We start from the raw sequence: 26,693 nt of genomic DNA, 5'->3' as shown, positions 1-26,693 counted from the left end.
AGTTGGCGCCAGTCGGCAAAACTAGTTGACGTCTAATAAACCGGAGCAGGCATTGTCGACAGCACTTCCACATTCGACTGCGGTTCCGGTTGCGCAACGTAAACCCACTTCACTGCACTCTCTGGCGTATCTTCATCCGGTCCACCAGCAAAGTCTCTCGTGGATGCTGTCGCAGCATTCATCACGGTGGCAGGCATCACAATACCAGGCTGAACGTTCGACCCGGTACTATCGCTGTTTTCCAGCCGGACAGCACTGTTGTGCATCAGGGTACGCAGCGTATCGAGCTGGCTCAGATGTTTTAGCTCCAGGCGCTGCAGTACTTCTCCCAGACCCGTAAGCAGTTGCTCCGCCCGGTACAGCTGGCTGAGGTCGCTGTAATTCAGCGGAAGCGAGCGCATCCGTTGCTGCAGGCGCTGACTCAGACTGCTGAGGATTTCCATGCGTGCATGGACTGGCTGAGGCCACAGTGCCCCCCACTGATGGTTTATCAGGGCCTCGAGTATCGTCAGCCCTTCATTGAGCCCGAATAAGCCGGCCAGCTGCGTACGCGCAAGCGTATACCAGGCTGCTGTTTGCAATTCCACACCGTTCTGCTCGAACAGTGAGAGACATAGTTTTTCCGCATAACGCCAGTTCACATCCGGGCGAGCCGGATGCGTCAGCTTACTCAGCTCATCACGCAAGGCGGCATAATCAGATAGCGAGCGCGGGTCACCGCCGGTTTTAATCTTACGTTGGGTAATGTCATTCATGACCAGTTGTCCATTCTGACGTGTCCGGGAATAAGGATGATTAAGGCTTATGCGGCTTCGCTTTCTGCATATTCGAGACTCTGCAGATACTGTAACGCCACCGGGTCGGCGATATATTCAACCTGGCCATGATGACGCTCAACCTCATCGATAATTTTACTGAGTTCAACCCGGAAAAACTCCTTCCGCAGGTTGATTCGGTTAATCCGGTAGCTTTCCAGATGATCATGCAGTGTCTTTTCAAGCGCAGGGGCGTCATCGCAGGAAATCATGGCATGGACGTCAAAATCAAACGGCACGGCTGCTCCGCTCAGTTCTTTCACGCGCTCCATAGGCTCCAGTCGTCGGGTCATACCGATTTTAAATACGTTTTCACCGAAGGAGCCAATATTCGAAATCACATATACGTGTCCCTGCTTCGTGAGCTGGGCCATGGATTTGGCGCGTTCATACTGTTGATGCACGTCCTGGATTTTCTGCTCCAGCTCCAGACGCTGTCTTTCCAGCTCTTCCCGGTGCGCACCTTCAGCGGCGAGCAGAGCTTCTTCCAGTAAACGCTGCTGCTCAGCAAGGCGTTGCTCCTCCTCTTCCGCTTCGCGCTGCTGCTGCTCCAGTTCATCCTGACGCTGTTTCTCTTCCCGCATCTGACGCTTGAGCTCAGCCTGATATTCTTTTTCTTCCTGAGCTTTTTCAAGCAGGGCGACCTTATCCAGAAACTGCTGTTTTACGCCTTCCCAGTCGGCATTATCTTCCAGTTCCAGAAAGGTGATTTTCTCGCTTATAGCAGCATAAGCGTCTCTCTCTTTTCTGAGCTGGTCGTACTTGCTTTGCCAGTTATTTACCGTGGTGCCCGAAAGCAGGGTTTTGACTTTGAATTTATACGCGGAGTCCACAATACGCTGCAGAGCCCGGGAGGTTTTATTTCTGGCATTGTGAAAGTCATCCCACTGACCGGAAAGCTTTTTCTTTTCCTGATACAGGCCGCGAGCCACTTCAGTCCTGACCGTTTCGTCAAAGGCTTTCTCTTTCTGGGCCAGGTCCAACATGGCCTGTTCGAGTTCTGTTGTTTTCTTCCGGAAACCCCGGTAAATGAAAATTCGTATTATCAACGCACCGGCTATCAGTAAACCTAAAAACAGACCGATTATTCCGACCGGATTAGACACAGATTCAATAAATCGCTCATTAATATTGATTAATGCTCTTACCGCAACATAAACACCCCAGGCAACGACACCAATAATAACCAGAATAATACCCGCTGCATTGTCATCCTTTTTTCTTCGTGCCATGTTTTATTTCTTTCCTTTCTTATTTTTATCCTGACGATTTAATCTGAATAATGGAAATAAAATCTTTTCCATATCAAATTAATACTGATTCCCTGAGCAAATCGGTAAATGGGTGTATCCGGGCTTACTGGCCATATAGAGGGGAGCGCATGTGGGCTGTCGGGGTTGGGTACTGACCGGTTCGTCGTTTTCTGCAACACGTTGCGGTTCCTGCTTTTTCGCAGTTGTCACTTTTTTCGCCTTAGCTTTGCGGGTGGAAGTGGGCGGTTTTACCGGATTGCTGGTTGCTGAGGAACCATACCCGGAACAGAATCGTTTCGACTGACTTAAACTCCCGTCATTACAGACAAAGGGTCCATCCGATGTGCAGTGCGCTATACCGCCTTTTGAACCTGAGCAGGGCTGCCTTCCACGCGCAGCATCAGCCTGTGCCGTAAAAAGAATTCCTGAGACCAGTAGAAAGATTAATTTTCTCATTTCCATATCCGTAATTTATTTCGTTATTTTGTGGCTCTGTTCTCCGTCAGCCATTAACTGTTTCGCCAGGTAATTATGCAATGGCTGACAGGCAAACAAACTATTGCTCATTCCGGTTGCACTATGGAAGGAGTGCCAGAATCAAACCAAAAAAAGTGCTCTCATCAAAACCCTGCCCTGGGCTGGATAAAACACCAGGCGGAATAAAGGTCCAGTTGTTCACCATTCCTGACCGCATGAATAAACGTCCCAGCGAAGTCGTATGCCTCCCATCATGGAAGTTCACCTCCACGCACCCGGTCACACCCTGACCATAAAGGAACGCCGGCACAAATTTTACAGACCGGTCGTCGATACGCAGAACGAGGGCGGTAATCTCAAAAGTCCCGTTCTCCACCAGCAGATCCGTAACGGATGTACTGTACGCCTCCACATTCAGTCCGGTACCTTCCAGCCACACGTCCATCTGCTCCTTAAGTTGCGTCATTCGCAGGCAAAACTCAGCTATATCGGCCTGACTCTTACTGACAGATGAAGCCGGAGCAGACTGTCGGTCCTGCAATTTATCGAGAAACTGTGATTTTACTGACATGATGCTCTCTGGCCTTACTGACGGGTTGCAGTATCGATATACTGCTGTTGCTTAAGATGGCGTAACATTACTCGCCCCTCCGGCATAAACTCGGTGCCATAGCGTACGAGGCCAATGCCCTTCAGCTCAGCGTCAATGGCATAACGCAACTCGCCGGGGACGTTCTGCTCCAGCAGGACGACAGTAATTTTTTTCAGACGCGGCTCATATTTGAGCAGCACGTCGGAGAATGTTTTGAGCAACTGATGTGCGGTTCCTGGCATGCCTTGCAGGATTTTAGTCATATCCGGCAGACCGTAGTCCGGCAGGTGCGCCAGCGTGCCGGCGCGACAGTTGAGGATACGCTGCATGTTATCCAGCACCGACAATATGACCTGATTCTGTTCACTGACCTGATGCAGGTCGAGGCCACCGGTGAAGTTGCCAAAGAGCGTTTCATACAGCGACGGACGTGGAATTTCATTCATCTTTCAGCGCCTTCAGGGTCAGGCGGTTGTTGCCCGCTTCAATGACGCGAGCCTTATCTGGATGAAGGTCATCGCGGCTCAGTACCACGCGCCAGGTGTTGTTCACCTGGTCCGGCGACATAAACATTCCGGCCACCGCCACGTACTGCGCATTTTCCTCCATCGGCATATCGACCGTCACCGCGCCACCCGGCTGCAGGCGGATATCTTTCTCTGCCACCAGGTCTGCTTTAATGGCCTGGCTGTCGGCTTTAAACAGGGACGGGTAGTCCGTGCTGTCGAAGGTCTTGCGGTCCTTTAGCTGATAAATACGCACCACCGTCGACAACGGCACACCACCGTCATTGCTGTTCACGGCCTCGCGGGCCCGAATATCCAGATGCAGGGTCTTTATCTGCTTATAAAATATCGATTTGGTCACAGCAACGGTGCCGTCTGTCACTTTTTGCGTCAGCCCACAGCCCGCCAGTATCAAAGTGATACCAACGGCCAGCGCAGCCAGAGGAAATTTACCAGCGGTAATCGCCATCTTCATCGGTCTCCCTGCGGTGAATATTTTCCTGTACCCGCTCATAGCGGCCAAGATTGATGGTTATAGTTTTGGGGTGCGTGACTGTGTTTGCCGCATTCAGCGGCCGCATCACGGCGGTACGGCCCAGTTGCACTGCTCCGGCGTCGGGTTTAGTGCTCATTGTCGCGTCCGGCAGCAGGCTACGGTCGACACACAGCTGCAGACGCACATCGAGGCGGGAGCCAAGATAGACATGCAGCAGCCCCATTAAATCCGAGTGAAGCTCCCCGCCCGGTAACCAGCCCTGTACTTCAGCCGGGTCAGAAGTTGTCAGGCGCATCAGCACCTGGCTGTTCACGTCGGTGGCATAACTGCCCATCACCGGTCGGTTTGTCAGGGTGACGGGCTGGCTGACGCTCATGGTCAGTCGCTTCTTCAGCGGCACACGGCGTTTGTCATGGTGCCAGATTTTCGCCAGCGTGTTGGGTGCCAGCAGGCGCACCAGTGAGGCCATACCTTCTGCGGTACGTCCGGGCAATAACATGACCGGCAACAGCGCCAGAAAGCGCGAAGCCGGGGTCGCGATACTGTCCGTGCAGCCGTCAATGCCAAGCCCGGCCAGCCCCAGCAGATACTGCGAGGTTTTGTCCTTACCGCCTTCTTCGAAAGTCGCCGGGTATGAATATTTACGCCAGATACGGTAATACTGGGCAATCAGCCGGTGGTTGAAGATATCGAGGAAATCCGCGGTGGCCTCATACCCTTCCCGGCGCTGGGTGATGTCATCGATATAGTGCGTTGGCAGCGGGGACTCCACGCCGTAGAGCCCCATAAAGGTGATGCGTACCGTCGGCGGCAGATGCGAATGCTCAGACTGCTCAATCCCTTTGATTTCAGATGCCGGAAAGCCCATCCCCTGGTGTGGCCGAAAACGTACCGGTTCATGACGTACCTGCCAGGTACTGCCCGTATCCGGTTTGTCCGGCTGGCTCTGCTCCAGCAACTGGCAGAAGCGGTAAAAGTTGATATATGGCAGCCGGTCCCCCAGCTGCGCTATCAGCCGGGCAGGCGCGGACTGTGGTTCTCTTTCCACCGGATGCATTTTCCTTCTGGCTGAACAATGAGGGTGAGCTGGTTGAACTGGTTCATATCGGCATACAACGCAAAGAGTCGGTTGAGCATTTCACCGAACAGGTGAATATCGCCCTCGCCGGTGAAGCCGCTGCTGTCGAGGGTTACTTCGATATCCAGCCCCCGCAGCAGGTAGCCCTGTTCAAAACGTTGCAGGCGATGGTGCTCCACATGCTGAATCGCCTCCAGACGCCGGGTGTTCATTTCATCTTCCTGCCAGTTATAGAGGGCCAGCGTGCCGCGCAGCACTTCGGCGGTACTCATCATATTCAGGAAACCAGATCCCAGGTGGCTCAGAACACGCCAGTGGAAACGGTCTTCGGAAGGCGGATAGACTGGCAGCGTTGGTTTGCAGAGGTTGTGTACTGAAAGTTGTGTACTGACCACCTGCTCACAGCGGTCAAGCAGCGTGCTCTGTAATGCCCGGCGTGGTAACTGACCGTTGGTGCCTGTGATTTGCAACGAGACAGCTTCTCGCTCAAACAGGCGATCATCTTCCCACTGGTGCCCACCAAGGATAAGCCAGGTATCATACAGCCCGGTCACGCTGCGCTTCACACGGGTGTGGTAGTAACGGGGTGGTGCATGACGGCGCATCATCCCGCCCTTGTGCCTGAAGCTGCTGAACGGCACATACTCTGCATCACTGGTCCGGTTTGAGCCTGTCACCGAATCCACCGAATAAATCTCGGTGTGTCCGTCCTGCAGACGTTTGGGGCGCAGCAGGTACTCACTTTCAAGCCCGGTAATGGTGAGCGGGTCAGCTTCCAGTGTGAACAGGTTAATCACCGGCACACAGTGCAGACGAACCGCGTCATCGGTGACCGGCAGCTCTGAAGGCCACGGTGTGCTGAACACGACTTCAATGTCGAAATACTCCGCTCCGGCAGGCGGTGTAATGCCATCCAGGCCGTTGAGGTTGACAAACATAAACTTGTCACGGAAGGTGAAATACTCCAGTAGCAGCTGGTAACCACTGAAGGCTGTATCGCCCTTCGGCCACAGCCCGTCTTCCTCCGCAAACCCGCCCGGTGAGAAATATCCGTCAAGCCGGATGCGGTCGGTCTGGCCAGGCAGACGTATATAGAGTGCGGCCTGACGTTTGGTCAGCATCAGATGCAGCTGGCTACTGACGGGGGCATCCGCCCCGAGATACAGGCTCAGACGGCTAAGGTCAGCTCCGGACCAGTCTGCCTGGCTGCTGCAGGCAAAACGCATCCGCAACAGCGAACGACCGTCGGGCTCAGTGGTCATGGTAATGCCCGAAACGCTCAGGGGATTGAGCATCACATCCTGGGTGGTGCGGTAGCGACAGACGGTGTTCTTCGGCCCTACCGGACGGGAATATATCTCAAGACCCGCGGGCACCACTTCCGCCATTTTCATGGAATGCAGGGCCGGGGTCAGTGCCACCACCGAGAGGGACGGAATGGTGCGCAGGTAGTGTGGCCAGAGCATGCTGACCAGCCCTTCCGTCAGTTCCGGCAGGTCGTCGTCAATTTTTTCGCGCAGCCTCCCCATTGAGAAGGCAAACCCTTCAAGCAGACGTTCAACATACGGATCGGGTGTACCAGCCTTATCCAGGTCGAGCATTGCTGCCCGATCGGGGTGGGTTTGCGCGAACTCTTTCGCGGCTTCACGCAGGTAGCGCATTTCTGCGTCGTAATAACGCAGGGTTAAATCTTCCATTTATTCATATTCCTGTGGATCTAACCGCAAAGTACGGCGGCGCGAGCAGGGTCAACGGTTATCAGTCCGGCCAGCAGCTGGTCCATCACCGGCGTAAGGCGTGCTTTGTCAGCCTCGCTGCGACCGGCTTTCAGGCGCAGGAGTTTCAGATGGCGGGCCTGTACCTCAAACAGCAGCTCTGGCTCCCACTCACTGAGGGTCACTTCTCTTGCACGCTCACCCAGCTCTGCAAACAGATGCACCGCCAAGTCATTTTTTCCGTACTGCTCAGCAATGCGACCCATCAGCAGGCGCAACAGCCACTTCTGACGATCGGTGGTCATGCCCGGCCGGGTCTGCAACCAGCCCAGCGCGGCATCCAGGCCTTCACTGTCGGCCAGTGCCACGGCTTCCGGCTCCAGCGCCAGAATGTCATCGTTACCGGCGGTGACCGGGACTGATGGCGTGTCGTTGCCCCACCCGCCCGTGGTATCAAGCACGCTCTGCTGGATCCAGTTCAGCGTCACTTCGTCCGCAAACGGCGTACCGTCACTGAACGCCAGCGTCTCCAGCCCGGACAGGCGGGTCAGCAGTCCTTTCAGGTCGGCAGCAATGATGCCAGCCAGAGTGTCCTGACCTGATTTCGTCAGCGCCTGGTGAATGTACCACTGCAAATCCAGCCACAGGTGATTGGCACCGCGGGAAAAGGTGCTGTCCGCCGTTTCCAGCATCTCAGCCCAGTTTTGCTGCAGATACAAACGCTTGAGCAACGCACGCTGGTCTGCTCTTGGCGGTTCGATACGGGTACGCCCCTGTGCATCCGGTGCCGGAATGGCCCGCAGGGTGTCATGACGCAGGCTTTTCATCAGATGGTGAGCTGACAGCCAGCCATCCGGCTGTTCACGCAGGTATTCGGTGAGGGTGCGGGCCTGGGCCAGCAAATCCTGACCGGAGGTGATCCGCCCGATTGACGGGGCATCGCTGTGACCGATCGGGTTTTGCGGTTCGCTGCAGACATTCTGTGGCACCACCGCATCCACGCCCCCGCCTTTCTGCAACCGGCTTTCTAGCGCGCCATACAGCGCATTGAGCTCCGGGCGGGTTTCTTCCGCTTCTTTCTCCGTAAGATGTGCTAACAACAGCAGTGCACCGGTGGTACGTTCCGCATTTTCCCTGACGACTTCCGGGTAGAGAGAGAGGCTGTCAGTCATACGCGAACCGCCCAGCCATTCCAGCGCGGCCTTACGGCTGCGGTCACGCTGCGGGTGCAGCTGTGTACCAAAGCGCTCCAGTAGTCCGGTCAGTAGTTCAAGGCCCTCAGCCAGCCCCTGCTCGCCTTCACGATGCAGCTTTGCCCAGCAGTAGTACGTCGCGACGCGAATGTCTTTGGCAGTGGTGGTCAGCAGCTTCTCCGCCAGACGACAGATGAGTTCGATATCCGCGCCGGAGAGTTTATTGACCTCTTCTCGCATCTGCTGGAAGTCATCGTCATAGCCTGGGTCTTCGCCAGCGGGCGAGGGTCCGGACAGCGGCTGCAGCCAGTTATCCCACTGCGCCACACGCTCACGGGTTGCTACAAGTAATGGTTCCTCTTCTGCCTGACAGGCACTCAGTAACGTGTTCAGCGTACTCATCAGTAGACCTCCTCTGCATCGCTGGCGACCTGACCTGATGCCGCAGCGCCGGTCGTGCTGAATATGGTTTCCGGGAGGCGGAAGTTACGCAGCTTCAGCAGCGCCAGCGGCCCCTCACCCGCTTCAGTACGCAGGGTATAATTGAGCATGCGACCGTCCGGGGCCTTCCAGCTCAGGCTGTAGCTGCTGCCCACGCCCGGATATGCTTTTACGCTGGCTTTATCGAGCATGCGAATCAGCCCCCAGCTACCCGGAATATCGGCGTACTGACGGGTCCCGGCCTGCGTGCTAATCCAGCTCAGGTTGGCCCCCGGGGCTTCAGTATCAGCAGGCCAGGTGAAGCGCTTCCACGCCGGCATCTGGTTCACATAAGTCAGCTTCTGGCTGTCGATAATCATGTCGGTCTGCATCACCCCATCGGCTGTGCCCGGGCGCAGTTCGAAGTTCATGCCAGCATTGCCTTCGGTGAAGGCCACATCCGAAATGTGACTCAGGGTGTTAATGGCGTTGAGGAATGCCGGGTTAAAGGCGAGGCCCTGCGAGTTGATGCTGTCAGGTACCCAGTGGTTGCCCTCTCTGTGCAGCACACCTTTGAGGCGGGTCTGCAGGAACCGGGCGATACGCCCGGAATCCGCGTTGAGGTATTTGGCGAGCAGCGGAAGAGAAACATCGCTGCTGGAGTTGTTAAATGGATAACGGCCTCCAAAAGCACTGTTCCAATCAGCCACGACTGCCTGCTGCCACTGGACATTGAGGCTGTCGGCCGCCGGGGTCAGCACCTGCTGCCAGGCCTGCTCCATCGGATTCACAAACACCGTCCGCCCAAAGCCGCTCCACTCCTGCCCCAGACCGGCGGCAATGAGACTTCCGTAGTCGCGGGTTTCAGTCAGATCCACGGCTTTTCCCTGGAATACCGTCTGGGCAATGGTCTGAGTCATCGCCTGCGGGTCGGCGGCGTTGGTCACCTGCTGAAGGCGCAAACGGACCTGCGTCACGCGGGTCAGGTACGACTGCAGGCTCAGTTCCTGCGCACCGGTGCGGCTCTTGTCCATCAGGGCCAGTACCGGACCAAAGGACGCATCCAGCGGCCCGTGAACACCGGCACTCTGGTCAAAGGCATCTTTGTTGTCACCGCCCAGCAGGTTCTTCGCGGATTTCACCAGGGAGTCAGAAATCGCCTCGCCGGTCTGGCCGGTGCGCCCCTGAATGTTAAGTGTGTTCATCAATGCCACAAGAGGGGACTGGCGCACATCGGCCATCAGCGTCAGCTGGTCAATGGAGTCCGACAACGTCGCAGCCTGGTTCCAGCGCAGACTGTTCAGAAACTCCAGCCAGGCACCACCAAAGTCGGCGAAGTAACGCTCCGTCAGGCGTTGCTTCAGCGCTTCCGGTGAGGTTTCATCCTGTTTATTCACCTGACGCTTACTGTCCGTGAGCACCCAGTCGAGTTCGTCCCGGCGAGCTTTCACCACTTTTTCAATGGCGGGCTGTACCGCCTGCTCCCAGGCCTGGCGGGTAAACATGCCCGGCACAATTTCGGTGGTGCTGAACAGACGGGATGCATCGGTATCCCCGGTCATATCTTCGAGGCGCATATCGACATACAGGTGCGCCACCTGAGAGAGCATCTTCTGGTACAGGGTAGATTCACTGTTACGCACGCCCATCAGGCGAACCAGCAGGGAACGCGCCTGGCTGACCATGCCCTCATCAGTACGGAGTTTCCACTCCGGATGCGCAATCAGTTGCGCGCCCCAGAACGACAACAGAGAGGGAGCCATCCCCTGCCAGACCCCGTCTTTCACACCGTTACGCTTGGGCCAGTCGTTCAGCAAAGCAGAGCTGAACCAGGCGGCATCCATATGTTCCGGACGGGCCAGCATCAGGTAGAGCTTGAGCTGGTCATAAGTGGTTTTTGCCATCTGCTCACGCAGCGGGCTGTCCGGCGGCAGTGCATTAAAGGCATTAATCTGTTTTTGCAGATGGTTTGCAGATGCATCTCGCAACAGCGGCAGTGCGCTATCCTGATAACGCGGCCAGAGTGCCGCCAGCAGGGCGTTGTTCTGGCTCAGCCCGGCCTTCTCGTACCACGGCACGCCATGCTCTGAACGGTATTGCAAACGAGCCAGGGTTTTCTGCAGTTCAGACAGGGCATGCAGGCGCTGCTCCAGCGGCTGATTCTGTCGGGCGGCAAGTGCGGCCTGTACATTAGCACCGTCAATCTGGCTGCGGTTGGTGACATACGCGATGCCCATCCACACAGCCCAGCCCATCATCGCCAGGGCGACAACCGATGCAAACACTTTACGCCATGGAATGCCCGGTTTGCGCGGACGCAGTCCGACAGGCAGCATCCGGACAGATTCAGGCAGCACATCCCAGCGTTTATCCATGCCCCAGTGGTGCTGAACGCTGCGCTCAGTACCAGCTGAAGGCTGGCTGAACGCGATGCCCGCCAGCGGCAGCGGGCGGTACGGATTAAGCATCACCGACAGCGGTGCGGTCACACTCTGTGGCTCACGAATGAGCTGGTCGGCAAGCGTCAGTAAGAAGTTATGTTTCACCTCACTGCAGGTCTGCTGCAGACCCTGTGAAGTCAGATCTGGCGTCAGGGCGGAGAGTTGCTCTGCCAGCGCTTCGGTACGACAATCGGCAGGCAACAGACAGCCAGTCGCCTGAGTAATGCGACCTTCCGGTTTACCGGCGCGCGGGTGCAGGGACCAGACATACAGCGGAAGCTTCCAGCCCAGCGCATCCATGCGGCTGCTGATGGCATGAGACAGGGAATCCATGGTGCTTTCTGACGGTACCGGCGGCGGCTGCTCCAGCCCTGGTACTGAGAGTTGGTCAAAAGCCGAGGTCACCCACACCAGTCCGTCAGCCGGGCGATGGCGCAGTTTACGCAGCGCGGTCAGCCAGGCACTGTCGGCTGGGGTATTGAGGTCGCCGCCCCACAGCAACAGCGTGCCCCGGTCTTCCTGCCAGAGCTGGCCCGTCAGGCCTGGGGTCAGTTGCTCCACTTCAGCGGCGGGGCCAGTTATCAGCAGAATGCGCGTTTTACAGCCCCAGCGGCGACCGTAGAGGTTGCGCATGGCGAGGCGGATGGTATCAACGGTGACATTGCGAGGCGGAGTCAGGGCAACTCTTGATTCATCAGAAGGCAACGCATTGTTCTTCTGCTCCCGCCAGCGGTGATACTTTTCCCGCATGTACCGGAACATGAACGGCGTATAGAAAACAATTAGCAATACTATCCATACGGCAACAAATGCAAGCACTTGCTTCAGTCGGGTATCAAGGCCATACGAGGGCCCCAAATGCAGGATCAAGGCCACTATAATCGCTGAGATGCAGGCTATTATGCCGACAAGCCCCCCTCTGCTCCATGTACTACCCGGCATCATTATTTCCACTCCCTGAGGTAACAGTACTGACAAAACGATCAGCACCTGAGGTAAACAACCCTAAAACAGGTTTGTTGCTGACGAACACTATGTCGGCCAGTAATGTGGCTAAAAGCCACGCACTCCCGCCCCCTGGAATTCCGTTATATTTTTCCAGTACATCAATTTCCTGGGGCACCCATGGTGTCAGATGCGATTGAGACGCGGTCATTAGATCAGCAAACCAGCCATTCCAGTGCCCGTAATCACAAAACACGTTTGACGTCTGACAGGCGATCGTTTGTGTTTCGAGGAACAAACCTATATCAGCCCTGAAATTAGTCATGTCCAGCGGCATCGGTCGCAATATGCGGGCAGAGTGTGAAAGCTGGTATTTTTCAGCAACATCATCGCTGGTAAGTACCATCGCTGCGAGTGCATCGGAATACTGTTCAGCACCCTGATGCTGCAATATCAGGATCAGATCGATATCGAAAACGGGATTTTTCAGGCGCTCTTCGATCCAGGCAAAAGAGAGAGTTTTACAAAACGAAACCGAACCTGTCAGCACACGACCAGGGTAAATTCTTCCCCATGATTCACGAAACCGGGTCTCGAAGTCCGGCGAAGTCAAGTCGCTCACAATGGTAACATTGAACGGCACTATCGCAGGCAACATAGCGATCGCGCTTTGTACACTGGCCAGACCCTGTTCGAGTAAGGAAGTGGACTTCGCTGATTTCGCATCAAAATGGCTGGTCAGTGAAAGAAATCGCGGCGCATCTGCAGCATCAGATTTAGCAATGGCGTCAGAGGTCACTCCGGAAGGTAGCAGTATGCTGCTTCCAAGTACGGCCAGATAGCGCCCAGCCCAGGCTTCCCACTGTTGCTGCCCGTATTCAGCTTCCTTCTGCAAAAACTGATGTTCGCTGACTGTTCTGCCCCACAGCCACCCCCGCAAACAAAACAGGAAAAACCAGCCAAGAATCGGGCTGGATGCCAGCCACCAGATATTGAATGCAGCTAGTGTCTTAACCATGCCTGACGCATGCAGGATAAACAGCAAAACCCCCACAACTGCGGCAACAACTCCTGCTAACAGCCATCCCGTAAAAGATGGCTCACGAGGCAACTCCATTGTTGTTGCTTTCGTCCTTTCCCAGCCCATTGATTATCCTACTGTGCTGTTCTGAGCACTTGAAATTACAGTACAACCACACTGACATTTGCAGCCATCGACGACAACAGCGCGACCATTAAATGTCCGGTGCGGTGATCCTTCCACGATAGGATTAGTTCCATGCCCTTCTATCGGGCAACTAACCATATCACCAACTAATGCGGCTTTTTTTCCGTCGACAGTAATATTGGAAGAGGCAGAGATCACTTTTCCGCCGTGAGAAGTTTTATCACCGAGCAAAACGATGCCATTGGACATAATAAACACCTATATTTATTAGCAGTTACTTCGCATTGATTTTATTAAAATCAGAAATCTCGGATGATGGCGATAATATTCGCTCATCTGCACTGACACAACCAACAATAAAGAACATTAAAGTATAGAGGGATAATTTATTTAGTCCCTTACACATAAATTAATCCTTTAACTTATTTACATCAGGGTGAGTTGTTCCATCGGACACAACCGAGCCATCCGGATAGATAATTTTATAAAACGCTCCAACCTTATGCTCTTTTGGAGCAATCATTTTAACAAGTTTAGATTCATCAAGAGTTGGTTTAAATATCACCTGAATAGCTTGGGCAGGAGAAACCATCTTTATTTGCATAAAATCCTTCTCACCAAATAAATTCAACATATCGTTTGCGCTGATACGTTTATTGGTTTGTATCAAAGGATAGTACGCTGGAGATAAAAAAAGTTCAGGGTTTTCAAATACTTTAAATAGACCATTTTTTGTTGCATTGTCATCAAATGCAATTGTAGCACCAACGGCTGTTCCTAGAACTAAACCCTTCCCAAGGTGGGTAGCATCAACATATTCAATACCCAAATTGAACTCACTCAGTTTCCAGTTGCACTTACCGCCGCCATCTTTTGCTATTTTTGCAATCCATACACCGGATGAGTTCTTTTCCTGAAGAGGTATTTTTATTGGATTAAGTCCCACTTTCTCATAATGCTGACCATCTCGCATACTCATCAATTCACGCTTGCACGTCGTTGATACGTACAACACTTCAAGAGGAAAAGGCTTTGTATACGGTGAAGGATTTTTTATCTGCACATCTACCCATTCAGTATCCGATGGCGGTGATAATGTTCTGTCAGTTGCCTGAGCACATCCATTTAGCAAAAAAACAGCCTGAAGTAAGATGAATAAATTAAATCTCTTATACATTTTCTATGTCCTCTTCTCCATAATGGCCAAATCTTTTTACAGCATCAGATCCGGATGCGGCTGAGACGGTTGAGTTAAGCGAGTTTTTTAGTAACCCCTCGAGTGAAAGAAATTTTTTATTTCTGTCAAACTCATTCTTAGGAATCTCACCTGAATAATGATCCATTTGTAATTCAAAGGAAGCTACTTTATCCGCATGCTCAGTGAAGGTCTTTCCATCGCTCAACTCTTTTTCATAAGCTAACCCTAGTAATTTATTATTTATATAGGGCATATATGATGTCAGGAGATGATTTCCAACATTAGCTGGAATACCTCTATTTGGATTCATACCTTCAGGGAAAAATTCTTTAAGATCTTCCTTGGTAAGTGTAGCTTTAAAATCCTTTTGATCTTGCCCGGATTGTTTAGCTTCCTGAAGAGCTAGGGAAGGTACAAGATAAAGCTTAACTTTTTCAGGAAGCCTTGCCTGAATGGTCATGCAATTTCTCGGATAAGGAAGCTCAATACTACACTGCTGCCATTTTCTGCTTTGAGTTGTGGTTAAAAATGCGACCGTGTTTCCATGATGCCAAAAACAATCGCCCCACTCTACAATTTGCCAAGCTGTAAGCTCAACGACGGACCATAAAAAACCAAGTGTTGTTCCCAATGGGCCCCATAATTTATATAACTGGTTATCCAAATCGGCCTCAGGTGGAACTGATGGTACTGGGTCTTGATCATTTACATGCCGATAGTGAGTAATACTTGATAATACATCTACAGCATTTTTAGTGAACGTTCTTGGCATACCATAAGTATAAAGAAGTGGTTTGCTTTCCTTTAACCTTGCCGAGTGGATTAATGCCAGCGATCCTCCTAAGCTATGACCACAAATGAACAAATCCCTACCTTCGATTTTATTGCTAAGTTCATTAATCTGATTTTCAAAAATTCTTTCAATTAAGGTATAGCCAGCCCAAAATCCCGTATGTACTTTCCCAGCAGGAACTAATGAAGTACATTCAGATTTAATACTGCAACTATCGGACTCTACTGGCCTGAAAGAAGCATCAGTTATCCCATCTGTAAGGCTGGCAGTTCCGCGCCACGCAATGACTACTTTATTATTATTGTAGACATAATAAAGCTGAGTATCCCCTTCAGGATCATCAGCTTTGGTCGAATCGATATCTATTGGAAGAAAATATCTATCAGAATACGGCACATCAACGACTAAAGCATTAATAGTTGATTGACCAATTTTTCTGGATGGTATCGTCGATAGATCCTGGAATTTATTAATAAAATACTTCGTGATGGTATCTATATCATCATAGGCTAAATCTGAGGCCAACCCTAAATTAATGGCATTTGCCATAGAGTAATCATTTTGGTGATGGAGCACTAACTCCCAGGCTCTAAATGGGCAAATTTCGATCACATGGCGTTTTTCAAGCTCATTTGTTCTGACCTTAACACCCTGAAATGAACTACTGATTGGAAAATGAAATAAGGGCAACTCCTCCCCATCTCTTAACTGCAAATCAGGTTTTCCATGGCATAACTCACCTACGACAGCGTAGTGCCATACATAACCATTTCCCTCTGCTTTTGGGCGAACAATCGAATCTTTTATAGCATCCCTACCAACGCGAAGAGAGCGCTTTTCCATTTCCTTTGTCAGTTGATTACCATCTAACGTCAACCTCAGTTCAAGTCCATGCGGCATATCAATACGAATAAGCCCATTCGCATCGCTTTGGCCAGAATGCGTAAAGTTATCAACAGGGCCGGAGTCAGGATGAGCACTTTCCACAGTCCATGGCATGTTTGCCACCGGATCGCCCTGCTCATCAACCAATTGAAACTCGACCCAGTAAGGCATTTGTTCGTCACATGGAGCATGGGGATTTTTACGGCAGAGTGAGGATACAGCTGTAGTCATTTATTCGCCCTCCTGGCTACCGGCAATATTTCGCGGATATTCAATTTTTAACTGCGATGGCATAGACGTAAATATTGGAGATGTCTTTCCATCTGCACCAGAAATGCCCTCATAAACGTCCCCTTCAGCCGTCGTAATTTTATATGTGGTGAAGGGCTTGACTGCCCCACTGGCTGATGACGTTGTGGTAAACCCTTCGCTGTACCCTTTAGGAAAAGTCACAGGTGGTGTATCTAAACTGGCAGGTCCGGTCTGATTGACATTCGCGGCTTTCAGTAAAATATTCCCCGGGCATCCCAGTTCTATATTCCCGCCGCTAAGCTTTATATAAGCGCCCCCACAACTTAAAACCAGCTCCTGGCTGGCATTCACCTTTACACTTCCCTGACCACTGGTGATGGTGATGTCCTGTAGCGCCGAGACATTCATGGCATCCGCCTGCGCCTGAATATCAACCTTCCCTGCCCCGGCATACATTTTCATTCCTGCAGCCTGTGCAAACAAACTTACAGCCTCGCTTGCCGCTACAGTGAACGATTGCCCGGTGCTGATATCCGTGTTTTTCCCGGACATCAGACCAATACTTGCCCCGCCTGAAGCAAGCCGGACAGCCTCAGGACTGAGAATGCCTATACCAGCAGGTGCACTGGCCAGCATTCCTGGCATTTTTAGATATCTCAGTGAACGATTAAGTGTCTTCTGGCTGTCGATATCGGATACAGTTGCCTTCGCTCCTTTCGCAGCAGCCTGGAGGCTTCTTGCCAGCGTGAGTGCCTGCTCCAGTTGTTCTACAGCCCTGTCCATTTCAAGCATTTTACTGCCGACGTCAGGCTGAGCATCTGCAGTAAGCAGAATGCCCTTACCACCACGAACGCTGACCCAGTCGTTAGTGCGCAACTCTGCCCCTTCACCACGAAGAACCCTGGAAGCATTGACGTTGTGCCCTAAATTCAGTTGGGTCTTACCCCCGTATTCGGTACTGAGCTTAATGTGCTCTTCGCCGCGCTTGTCCTCCATCCGCAGTTTGTTCAGGCCAGCTGTGCGGATAACGTTACGCGTGCTGTTGGCTTCAGTGACGTGATCAACGTGACGGGAGTCATGCAAGGCGTGAGCTATATACGGACGATCAGGATCGCCTTCATGGAACGCAATGACAACTTCAGTACCCTGTATCAGCGGGAAGTGGAAGCCGTACTTGTCTCCCCCGTAAGGCTTGGCGAAGCGCACCGGCATACTTTCCATGCCCTGACGTTTGTCGTCGCGGTCGGCATCAAACTTCACCCGGTACATGCCGGATGCATCCTGCCAGGCGTAGATGTCGTTATCTTTGGCACTGGTCACACGCGCCATCAGGGTGCCGCTGACCACCGGACGCTTTTTCGCGGCTGGACGCCAGCATCGGTTCTCGTAGTACGGCATAGCCGCCCATTCCACCTTCAGCGCGCTCTGACGGCTGGCAGAGTAACCGGCGCTGATGATGACGAGACCGTTTTCGGTTTCACGCGGCAGCGTCGGCGGGATAGCAGTTTCGGTGATAGTCAACACCTGAGACGGGCCCAGGGTATGGTCGGTACTGCTGCCAGTTACAGTGGTCTGGGTGGAAAGGTAGCGTTCATGCTCCAGGCGTGCCCAGAAGTTACCTGTTTCCGCTGCGGGGTTAATTTTGTCGCCACGTTCAAGGTGACGCGGGCGATAATGGTACACATCGCCGTAGGTGTTCCCTTCCCCGTCCCCGCGAGTCATGTCCGCCAGCACGGACGTCAGTACGTTCTGGGCTTCGCGGTGGTTGTAATCGCTGGCGGTGACCGAGCGCTCCACTACGTTGTGCCACACGTGCACGTCCCACACCGAGTCGACCGCATTGTCATTCGCCCCTGACGGGCTGTTCAGCGGTAGTTTCTTACCAAACGTCCACGCGCTCTGCTTGTCCGCAAAGTGCACCACTTCGGTCTGGGTATCAGGCTGCAGGGTGAAGAAATAAAAAATACCCACCTCCGCCAGCAAGCGTTCAATGAAGGCGAGGTCGTTTTCCTGATACTGGTTAATCTGCTCACGCTTCGGATAGTCGGCTTTGAGGGTAAATTCATACTCCCAGCCTTTCAGGCCATGCTCCGTGAGCACCTCTGCAACCACTTCCGGCACCGACTTGTTAACGAAAAAGCGATGAGTACGGAACTGATTCCCCAGTAATGCCAGGAACGGTTCCAGCACAATGCAGTACTGCGCTTCATCCGCGGAGCCACCGGTACGCTCGAAACGGGTCACCACCCCGTGAACCACCTTGCGCTCCGTCAAGGAACGCAAATTGCCCGCGCCCATGGTCAGGGTCGCCGGCTTGCTCAGCATCTGGCGGGCATCAATGTTCTTGTCGGCACTGGTGAAGTTGATGGTGTAGCTGTAAAGCTCGCTCATCGCTTCTGAACCACTGAAGTCCTCCACGTCGATATCGGCCGTGCAGGAAGGGATATCGAGGCGATAGCGATTCAGGGCTTTTCCGGTGACGGTGGCCACCATCGTGTTCAGGGTATCCGTCAGGCTCATGGCGTTGACTCCATTGTGTATTTGGTTATTCCGTCAGGGCTGGCGCGGGCCAGTATCGGTCAGAGAAGAAGAAAACGGACTATTTATTCAGACGGTTGCGCAGCCAGTGGAGCAGGGTCAGCAGGAGGTATGCTCCGACGCCGCTCAGCAGGGCTTTTATCAGGTTGACCGTCATCGCAAGGTTATCCATCCCCTCTTCGCCGTCTCCCGGCACCGGAAGGTGGTTGATGACAAAATCGGTAAGACTGCCATCGGGAAGGAAGAACGACCCGAGCAACGCCAGGACCAGTACGAGCAGGATTTTCATTCTGCGCTCTCCGTGCGTTTCTTCAGGGCCTGTTGTGCACGACGCTTGTCAGCGTCTTCCTTTTCTCTGACCTCTGCCTCGCACTGACTGAAATCAGGCGTACTGCGCACATCGATACGCGCCCAGGCCATCAGGCCGTTCCCGCCTGGCACCGGAAAGGTCCCCCGCTTCAACAACAGGCGGCGCAGATGGTGAAAATCGCTGTAACGTCTCAGGGTGATACAGCCCCAGGAAACGCCGGTGCCATCGCTGTTCAGGGGGTGAAGACGAAAGCCCGTGCGGTTGAGGCCATTCACATTCAGGCAGTCTTTTTTGGTTTTATCACTGAACAGGGCAAACCATTCAGAATGATGATCCCGGTAACCATGCCACGCATCAATCGCCTCTGCCCTGACGCGGTTATACAGGCTGCCGGCAGGCCTGTCGGTCACCCAGTATGTACCGGGTGGAATAGCCGCCTTCTCATGGTCGGTACAGTCAGGGTTATTAATATAGCGCTCAATCCCCGACAGCACTTCAAACGTCCCGATGCCGTAGCATTTCAGGTACGCCGTTTTGCCATCCGCCGACAGGTTGCCGTAATCCAACATGCAAATCTGCATTTCAGCCTCCGTGCGCCTCATTAAACGCCAGTACAATCCCTTCCTCATCATTCCAGCCGAACGTCAGGGAGTGTGGTTTCTGCTTCGCAGCCATGTGGGTCAGCAGTTGTTGACTCAGCACCGGCAGAATTTGCTGGCTGAGCAGGCTGTCGACGTTGCGCGCACCGGTATCCGGCAGCAGGCAGGCGGCGGTCAGCGCGTCGTAGAGGCTCTCATCAATCTGCGTGGTCAGGCCGTAGTGACGGTTCAGACGCCTGCTGACCTGAGCCAGTTTCATTTCCACGATGGTACGCATGGCAGCTTCCGCCAGCGGGCGGTAAATCACGGTCTGGAAACGGGCCAGCAGCGCCGGCTGGAAGTGGTCGCGTAATATCGGGCGCAGCAGCTCGTGCAGGTCGCCTTCGGTGGCCTCCGGCTGTTCATCGAGCAGTTGCATCAGGTGGTCACTACCGAGATTCGAGGTCATCAGGATGACGGTATTGCGAAAGTCGATTTCGCGCCCTTCGCCGTCGCGCATAAAGCCGCGGTCGAACACCTGGTAGAACAGGTTCATCACGTCGCGGTGCGCCTTTTCCACCTCATCGAGAAGCACCACACTGTACGGGCGCTTGCGAACCGCTTCGGTGAGAATGCCGCCCTGACCGTAACCCACGTAACCCGGCGGCGAGCCTTTCAGCTGCGACACCGTGTGCGGCTCCTGGTATTCGGACAGGTTGATGGTGATGAGGGATTTCTCACCGCCGTACAGCACGTCCGCCAGCGCCAGTGCAGTTTCGGTCTTACCGACGCCACTCGGGCCAACCAGCAGGAACACGCCCTGCGGACCGTTCTCGGAAGTGAGACCCGTTTTTGCCGCACGCAGGCGCCGGGCGATGGCGGTCAGCGCCACGTCCTGCCCGACCACACGTTTACCGATTTCATTTTCGAGTGTCAGCAGTTCGGTCTGTTCATCTTTCATCAGTGAAGAGAGTGGTACCCCCGTCCAGTCTGCAATCACGTTGGCAACCATGCGGATATCCACATCCGGCCGGATTAGTGCACCGTCCTGCTGCAGAAAATCCAGCTGTTGCTGTAGGGTGTGAATATCTGTCTGACGACTGATGTCCTGACGGCAGGCTATCAGCTCCCCGACCAGCTGGCGCTCTACCTCAAGACGGGCTTCCTGCGTTTTCAGCTCCGATTCAAGCTCCGTACGCAGCGTGTCGATGACTGCCAGCCGGTCACCGTGTGACGATGCGCCTGCGGCAATGTCCTCCAGCAAGTCCTGTGTTTCCATTCCAAGCGCTATCAGACGGGATTTCAGGCGTACAATGGCTTCCGGCACGGTATCAAGATTCATGCGCACGCGCGCGGCGGCGGTATCCAGCAAATCAACAGCCTTGTCCGGCAGCTGGCGGCCGGTCAGGTAGCGACGGGACAGCGTAACCGCGGCACGGACCGCATCGTCGGTGATGTGCACGTTATGGTGTTCGGCATATCGGGATTTGAGACCGCGCAGCATCAGGCAGGCGGTATCGTCATCCGGCTCGTCCACTTTCACCATCTGGAAGCGGCGCTCCAGGGCAGCATCGCGCTCAAAATATTGTTTGTATTCAGACCATGTGGTGGCAGCGATGGTGCGCAGTTCGCCACGCGCCAGCGCCGGTTTCAGCAGGTTCGCTGCATCCGCGCCCCCCGCCTGGTTACCGGCACCGATAATGGTGTGGGCTTCGTCGATAAACAGCAAAATCGGCACCGGTGACTGCTGCACCGCGTCGATGACGTTTTTCAGGCGCTGTTCGAACTCACCTTTCACTCCTGCCCCCGCCTGCAACAGGCCAAGGTCGAGGGTGCGCAAAATAACCGGCTTCAGGCTTTCCGGAACGTTGCCTTCAGCGATACGTAAAGCCAGACCTTCCACCAGCGCCGTTTTGCCGACGCCTGGTTCACCCACCAGAATCGGGTTGTTCTTGCGACGCCGCGAGAGAATGTCCACCATCTGACGAATTTCAATATCACGACCAAAGACCGGGTCGATTTTGCCTTCTCTGGCTTTGGCGGTGACATCGAGCGTGAATTTATCCAGCGCATTCTGCAGGGCCGGGGTCAGCTCCCCCTCTTTCAGTTCTGCACCCACCGGACGGCCAACAAACTCCACCTCTCCACCGTGGCTCTGTGCCAGCTTTGCTTCACGCTGCACGTCCGGGCGTTCATCCGACTGTGCGTCGAGCAGCGGACGCAGACGTTCCAGTTGACTCTGGCCCAGCGTCAGCAGCGGCCACAGCCCGTCACAGCGAACCAGTTTCTGTTTGTCAACCAGCGCCATCAGCAGATGGATGCTGCGTATTTGTTCCTCACCGTTAAGAGAAGCAATCAGCCAGGCTTCCTGCAGCAGAGACTGAATGGCAGCAGACAGCTGCGGACGATGGCGAACTGAGCGCGGTTGCTTGTCCAGCCAGTCCAGCAAATCCTGCCAGATGGCGTCCATATCCCACTCGTAGCGGCGTGCCAGCACCGTCAGATCACCTTCTCCCTGTTCGAGCAGCTTCAGCAGCCAGTGCTCCGGCAAAATTTCCGCATGGGTGCGGGTCTGGCAGAGCGACGCTGCGCCTTCCATCGCACGGGCACAGTAAGGGTTCAGACGTCGCAACAGGATGGCTGGATTTTCCATGAATCTCTCTCTTTGTCGGTTCCTGGACACGCTACCGCCCATCGCTGTTTCCCGTGAAGGGGACCAAAGCGCATATGGTCAGGCTGGCAGTTTGTGGTTTTCTTTGCTGAAAGCCCGTTACGTACAGGCACTCAGCAAAAAACTGCGGACAGGGCCCTGTCCGCATGCGATTTACGCAGTGGCGCGTTCGTTCCAGGAATCGGAATGAATGATGTTGCCGTCTTTGTAGGTCCAGGTGATTTTTTCGTAACGCAGCTCGATCTGCTCGAGGTGGTTGTGCTTCTCGAAAGAAGGATCCTTGACGTCATGCATCACCGGATTCACTTTCACCACTTTCACGTTCTCGAGTTTGGTGTTGAAGTACTCAACTTCCTGACCCGCGTCGTTGATTTTGTACCACTTGAATTCCGCAGACTTGAGGGTCTGACCTGTGGTCACAGCCTTGTAGAGGTACGGGCTGGAGGAGTCGATTTCCTTGGTGAACAGGAACGGGGTGTGGATACGTGTACCGGTCAGCTTGCCGGTGTTGTTGTCGGTCGGGATGTACAGGTTATGCTGCTGTGCAACCACTTCGATGCTGCCTTCACGATCCTGAACGTCTACAGAACCTTTAATGTCCGCGCCGCCGTCGTCTTTCAGCCAAAGATAAACAGGAATTGCCATGGAATTACTCTCCATTGTGTTGTGATGCGCCATCATCCTGCGATGGCGCCTGGGTGAGGCCCGGTATCTGGCAGGCATTGGCCTGCGGTACCAGACTGATTTCGACACGGCGGTTGAGCGCGCGCCCATCCGGGGTGTCGTTCGTTGCGATCGGACGGCTTTCGCCATAGCCCTGCACCGCAAAACAGCTTTCCGGCACATCACCGGTATCACGCATCCAGTCGCGTACCGCTTCGGCACGTTTCAGGGACAGCGTCTGATTAAGCTTCGGGTTACCGGTGTTATCGGTATGGCCGGACACGACAATCAGCCAGCCCGGCTTCGCCTTAACGCCGACCAGCGAGTTCACCAGCATTTTGGTGGATCCGGCTTTCAGCGCCGATTTGCCCGAATCGAACAACGACATGCTGTCGAGGCGAATGGTTTTCGGGCCCTGAATGATTTTCTTAATGACCGGTGGAGGCGGTGGAGGTGGAGCCCAGTCGCTGACGGCGGCCTCAATAGGTGGAACCAGACGCAGCCCCTGATACAGCCCCAGGCGATAACGCAGTGGCTCCCCGCGACGCTGCCAGTCGTCCAGCAATGCGCCATCGGCTCTGAGGCGCTGCTGCGCACGCAGTTTCGGTGCAACAGGATTACCCGTCAGCTGGTGATATAACGCAAGGTGATCGCCAACATTACGAATGAGACGCTGGTTGTTCATCCAGGACGCCAGCATGGCAAGTGCCAGAAAAATCCCGCCCAGTAATCCGGCATAACGCCAGAACACCATTCTGCGGCTGACACCACGTCGGCGTGGCAACGCCGGCAGCAGCAATTCAGGCAGCGGCAGTGGCTCTGTGGTGACAACGGCATCCGGTGGCAGCGCCGTCACGGCGGTGATGTGCTGTTGCCAGAGATTGCCCGCGATACCGCTCACCGGCACCATGCACATGCCCTGCACGCAGGGCTTCATTGCCGGTAGCTCTCCCTGTCGTACCGAAAGCAGGTCATTGACCGCGCTGTTCTGCCAGGCAAGCAGACCGTCCAGCCACAAAATCTGACTCAGACGGGAAAGGCGTCCGTCTGCTCTTGTCTCCCGGGTCCATTCCGTCAGTGACACATTACCCTGACCGGGCTGATATACCTGAATGCCGGTCCGCTGACTGACCGTGGTAAACCAGACGGGCTCTGCCTCTGCGCAAGCCACAGGAGGCGATACCCAGGTCACGGTCCACAGCGGGGGGAGAGTGCCAAATGCCGAGCGGCACTGGACGACGACACGCTGCCAGCCGCGCAAAGACTGGGTAAAATCATCACCGAATGTGTGCTTTTCAGGCACCACCGCCAGCATGACGGAGATTTGTGACACCAACGCCGGACGGATCAGACTCAGATGTTGGGCAAGCAAGGGCAGCTGTTCTGCGTCTTTTACCCGCAGATACCAGCCCTGACGGGTTTCACGATGCCGGACAGACTCAGCGAACAGTGCGCGGTTATCGCCACACACCAGAATGACCGCGCCCTGAAAATCTTCCGGGGGCAGGCTCTCGTCCACAATATCCCTGAGTGCCTGTGCCCGCCGCTGTGATGCCCGCCGCTGACGCCAGAGCATCGCCCCGCACAACAGAATGACCAGCAGGCTGAGTGCCACACGGCTCCCGACCGACAGCGGCCAGAAGCCCAGGATAAGCCACAGTGCCAGTACGCCCGTCAGGGCGGTTAACAGACTCCGGTAAACATCACGCATCCTTTACCCCGGTCTGACCGTCTGACTCACCAGTTCGGTGAGGGAGGATGAAAGGAAGAACCACAGCCCCACCAGCACAGCCGTCCCGATAATCCAGGAAAGCCAGTACAGACGACGACCGCTGCGCAGACGGGAAGCCCTTGCGACAATCGGCGCATCCTGCGAAAGCGTAAAGGCAGGCACCCGTTCACCCAGTGCCCGTACCACATCTTCACGTCGTTCATCGTCTTCAGCCCGGTACTGCCCGACAAAGCCCAACTGAAGGGTGCGGTACATACAGGTCAGCACCGCCATATCAGGTGCCGTTTCTTTAAGCAGATTGCGAATACGCTCCCAGAGCTCTTCACCGGCATTCAGGGTGCCAAAAAAATGCGCCTGCAGCGGATCGCGCCGCCACGTCAGGTAACCGTCATCTGTCGACCCGCGATTCAGGACGCTCTCATCCAACAGGGCACACAGCGCATAGACCATGTGCTCCCGGCTGATATCGCTGTAGCCTGTCTCCGTCAGCGCGGCTTTCGCCTCCTGCACCAGGCGGCAGGCCCGGCGGTAGAGCCCTTCCCCGTCGCGGATCTCCTGTCCGCCCCGGAGCTGACTGGCCATCAGCCAGCCGGGGTAGAACGTACGCTCAATTTGACTCATTTCTGATGTATTCATGTACGCAGCACCGCAAAAAGTTCAAGTTTCACCTCTCCCAGAGAACGCGGGGTATAGAAGGTACAACTGCCCATTTCAAGCATGGTCCGGGCCACGTCAGAACTCAGGTCCAGCGAAAAGTACTGGTTCTCCAGGCGCAGAGGGATCGCGGCGGGAACATGCGTCAGAGGTTTGATCTCTATTCCGCTCAGCGCCACGTTCACCACATCCGAGACATCCTCAAAGCTGCCCGCCTTACACATCTGCGGGAACCGGGTCTGGAGCTCGTGATTCGGCATGGAGGAACGCACCGAGAGATAAAAATCAGCGCCTTCGCGCAGGCGCGCATCGTGAAGGGAGCCTTTCCAGATTTGGTCCTGATGCTCAAGCTGGATACTGACAACCCGCGATGGCAGGCTGGCTTCAAGTAACTTATCCAGCAGGGCCAGTAACGGCGGGAAGACCCGTTCAGGTACAGCATGCTGGTACGCCGGAATATCACTGGCATCGTGCTCCAGCGAAAAGGTCAGCAGGCTGCCGGCCAGACGGGCCAGTTCGCGGTAAAGCAGTTCCGGGTGACGGGACGGGGTCTGCAACAATTCAGTCAGTACGGGTTCAGCGCTGTTCAGGGCATTGAGCAGCCAGAACAGGGAGACATCCGCGACCGCAAAGTCGGCCATCCGCTCATTGCTTTCCCGGCGCATAGCCATCAGGCGACGGCGACGGGCCTGCAGACGGACCAGCAGGTCACCCAGCTCGGTGGCAAGCCACGGACTGGCAACAACAGACAGCATCGGTGGGATAAAGGCCGGGTCCCGGCTCCACTGCCCCTGCGCATTACGCACCAGACGGGCTACGGGACAGGTCAGGTATGCCGTGTTTTCCTGGCTGGACAAACGCAGTGTGATGGCATTACGCAGAATGGCCAGTTCGCCGCTTTCATGCCCGGCCAGTTCCTGCACCACCACACGTTCCGCTTTCCAGCGACGCGGGCGCTCACTGTCCTGGCCGTTATCAAGGTTGCTACCGCTGGCGCTCAGCAACGGCAGCGCGACAACCACGTCAACAGTTTCACTGCCCTGTGCTGCGGACAAATCACAGACTGACGGAAGATTATCTGCCAGATCTGTATCAACAATCGTGCCATCCTGGAAACGTACCACCAGACGGGTGGCATTCAGGCGAGACAACGCCAGAGCAGCATCATCAAACTCTGCGGCTACCACGCCCCAGGGATGAGAAAACCCCATCCGGGCGACCATGCTGGCAACGTGCTCATTCCAGCGGGCCTGCTGCTGGAACTGTTGCGGGGCCAGAGCGGCCCCGTCCTCCCAAAGTGGGCGGTAAATTTTCATCCCT

The 26,693-nt window shown here is 54.7% G+C and carries 21 protein-coding genes and 1 pseudogene; all 22 read right to left on the bottom strand.

Annotated elements, in window-relative coordinates:
• Positions 1 to 38 precede the first annotated feature (38 nt).
• A pseudogene (locus JJB97_RS13015) lies at positions 39 to 755 on the bottom strand (type VI secretion system ImpA family N-terminal domain-containing protein); the annotation flags it as partial.
• A 47-nt stretch (positions 756 to 802) separates the two neighbouring features.
• Complete coding sequence (locus JJB97_RS13010) at positions 803 to 2,047, bottom strand: GIY-YIG nuclease family protein (RefSeq protein WP_238714425.1); 1,245 nt, start codon at positions 2,045 to 2,047, stop codon at positions 803 to 805.
• A gap of 78 nt (positions 2,048 to 2,125) precedes the next feature.
• Positions 2,126 to 2,524 (bottom strand): YdcA family protein, encoded by a 399-nt coding sequence (locus JJB97_RS18775; protein WP_399198524.1) that lies wholly within the window; start codon positions 2,522 to 2,524, stop codon positions 2,126 to 2,128.
• A gap of 121 nt (positions 2,525 to 2,645) precedes the next feature.
• Entirely contained in the window at positions 2,646 to 3,116 is a 471-nt protein-coding gene (locus tag JJB97_RS13005) for a hypothetical protein (protein WP_238714424.1), read from the bottom strand.
• A gap of 14 nt (positions 3,117 to 3,130) precedes the next feature.
• Positions 3,131 to 3,583, bottom strand: coding sequence for a type VI secretion system baseplate subunit TssE (gene tssE, locus JJB97_RS13000; protein WP_238714423.1), 453 nt, complete (start codon positions 3,581 to 3,583; stop codon positions 3,131 to 3,133).
• On the bottom strand, positions 3,576 to 4,112 hold the full coding sequence (tssJ, locus tag JJB97_RS12995) for a type VI secretion system lipoprotein TssJ (protein ID WP_238714422.1): 537 nt from the start codon (positions 4,110 to 4,112) through the stop codon (positions 3,576 to 3,578). The genes tssE and tssJ overlap by 8 nt, the downstream gene beginning before the upstream one ends.
• Entirely contained in the window at positions 4,093 to 5,196 is a 1,104-nt protein-coding gene (gene tssG / locus JJB97_RS12990; protein WP_238714421.1) for a type VI secretion system baseplate subunit TssG, read from the bottom strand. Before tssG ends, tssJ begins: the two co-directional genes overlap by 20 nt.
• Positions 5,151 to 6,914: a type VI secretion system baseplate subunit TssF gene (gene tssF / locus JJB97_RS12985; protein WP_238714420.1), complete on the bottom strand. Its 1,764-nt coding sequence runs from the start codon at positions 6,912 to 6,914 to the stop codon at positions 5,151 to 5,153. Before tssF ends, tssG begins: the two co-directional genes overlap by 46 nt.
• A gap of 20 nt (positions 6,915 to 6,934) precedes the next feature.
• Complete coding sequence (gene tssA / locus JJB97_RS12980) at positions 6,935 to 8,527, bottom strand: type VI secretion system protein TssA (protein ID WP_238714419.1); 1,593 nt, start codon at positions 8,525 to 8,527, stop codon at positions 6,935 to 6,937.
• Positions 8,527 to 11,931 (bottom strand): ImcF-related family protein, encoded by a 3,405-nt coding sequence (locus JJB97_RS12975; RefSeq protein WP_238714418.1) that lies wholly within the window; start codon positions 11,929 to 11,931, stop codon positions 8,527 to 8,529. The genes tssA and JJB97_RS12975 overlap by 1 nt, the downstream gene beginning before the upstream one ends.
• Positions 11,918 to 13,078 (bottom strand): hypothetical protein, encoded by a 1,161-nt coding sequence (locus JJB97_RS12970; protein WP_238714417.1) that lies wholly within the window; start codon positions 13,076 to 13,078, stop codon positions 11,918 to 11,920. Before JJB97_RS12970 ends, JJB97_RS12975 begins: the two co-directional genes overlap by 14 nt.
• A gap of 3 nt (positions 13,079 to 13,081) precedes the next feature.
• Positions 13,082 to 13,348, bottom strand: coding sequence for a PAAR domain-containing protein (locus JJB97_RS12965; RefSeq protein WP_238714416.1), 267 nt, complete (start codon positions 13,346 to 13,348; stop codon positions 13,082 to 13,084).
• A 160-nt stretch (positions 13,349 to 13,508) separates the two neighbouring features.
• Complete coding sequence (locus JJB97_RS12960) at positions 13,509 to 14,276, bottom strand: hypothetical protein (RefSeq protein WP_238714415.1); 768 nt, start codon at positions 14,274 to 14,276, stop codon at positions 13,509 to 13,511.
• On the bottom strand, positions 14,269 to 16,206 hold the full coding sequence (locus JJB97_RS12955) for a lipase family protein (RefSeq protein WP_238714414.1): 1,938 nt from the start codon (positions 16,204 to 16,206) through the stop codon (positions 14,269 to 14,271). Before JJB97_RS12955 ends, JJB97_RS12960 begins: the two co-directional genes overlap by 8 nt.
• Positions 16,207 to 18,747, bottom strand: a complete 2,541-nt coding sequence (locus JJB97_RS12950; protein WP_238714413.1) for a type VI secretion system Vgr family protein — start codon at positions 18,745 to 18,747, stop codon at positions 16,207 to 16,209.
• A gap of 79 nt (positions 18,748 to 18,826) precedes the next feature.
• Positions 18,827 to 19,054, bottom strand: coding sequence for a hypothetical protein (locus JJB97_RS12945; RefSeq protein WP_238714412.1), 228 nt, complete (start codon positions 19,052 to 19,054; stop codon positions 18,827 to 18,829).
• Positions 19,051 to 19,656: a DUF2778 domain-containing protein gene (locus JJB97_RS12940; RefSeq protein WP_238714411.1), complete on the bottom strand. Its 606-nt coding sequence runs from the start codon at positions 19,654 to 19,656 to the stop codon at positions 19,051 to 19,053. Before JJB97_RS12940 ends, JJB97_RS12945 begins: the two co-directional genes overlap by 4 nt.
• 1 nt (position 19,657) lies before the next feature.
• Positions 19,658 to 22,306: a type VI secretion system ATPase TssH gene (tssH, locus tag JJB97_RS12935; protein WP_238714410.1), complete on the bottom strand. Its 2,649-nt coding sequence runs from the start codon at positions 22,304 to 22,306 to the stop codon at positions 19,658 to 19,660.
• Between the two features lie 171 nt (positions 22,307 to 22,477).
• Positions 22,478 to 22,969, bottom strand: coding sequence for a type VI secretion system effector Hcp (hcp, locus tag JJB97_RS12930; protein ID WP_238714409.1), 492 nt, complete (start codon positions 22,967 to 22,969; stop codon positions 22,478 to 22,480).
• 4 nt (positions 22,970 to 22,973) lie between these two features.
• Positions 22,974 to 24,698 carry an OmpA family protein gene (locus JJB97_RS12925; RefSeq protein ID WP_238714408.1) on the bottom strand — a complete coding sequence of 575 codons (1,725 nt, stop codon included), beginning with the start codon at positions 24,696 to 24,698 and terminating at the stop codon, positions 22,974 to 22,976.
• Between the two features lie 3 nt (positions 24,699 to 24,701).
• Positions 24,702 to 25,355, bottom strand: a complete 654-nt coding sequence (gene tssL / locus JJB97_RS12920) for a type VI secretion system protein TssL, short form (protein ID WP_238714407.1) — start codon at positions 25,353 to 25,355, stop codon at positions 24,702 to 24,704.
• Positions 25,352 to 26,689 (bottom strand): type VI secretion system baseplate subunit TssK, encoded by a 1,338-nt coding sequence (tssK, locus tag JJB97_RS12915; RefSeq protein WP_238714406.1) that lies wholly within the window; start codon positions 26,687 to 26,689, stop codon positions 25,352 to 25,354. Before tssK ends, tssL begins: the two co-directional genes overlap by 4 nt.
• Positions 26,690 to 26,693 lie beyond the last annotated feature (4 nt).

Origin of the sequence: Tenebrionibacter intestinalis, from assembly GCF_016632365.1 — a bacterium.
Taxonomy (GTDB): Bacteria; Pseudomonadota; Gammaproteobacteria; order Enterobacterales; family Enterobacteriaceae; genus Tenebrionibacter; species Tenebrionibacter intestinalis.
Note: the sequence above shows the minus strand (reverse complement) of the source record. Positions and strands in the feature narration are given on the sequence as shown.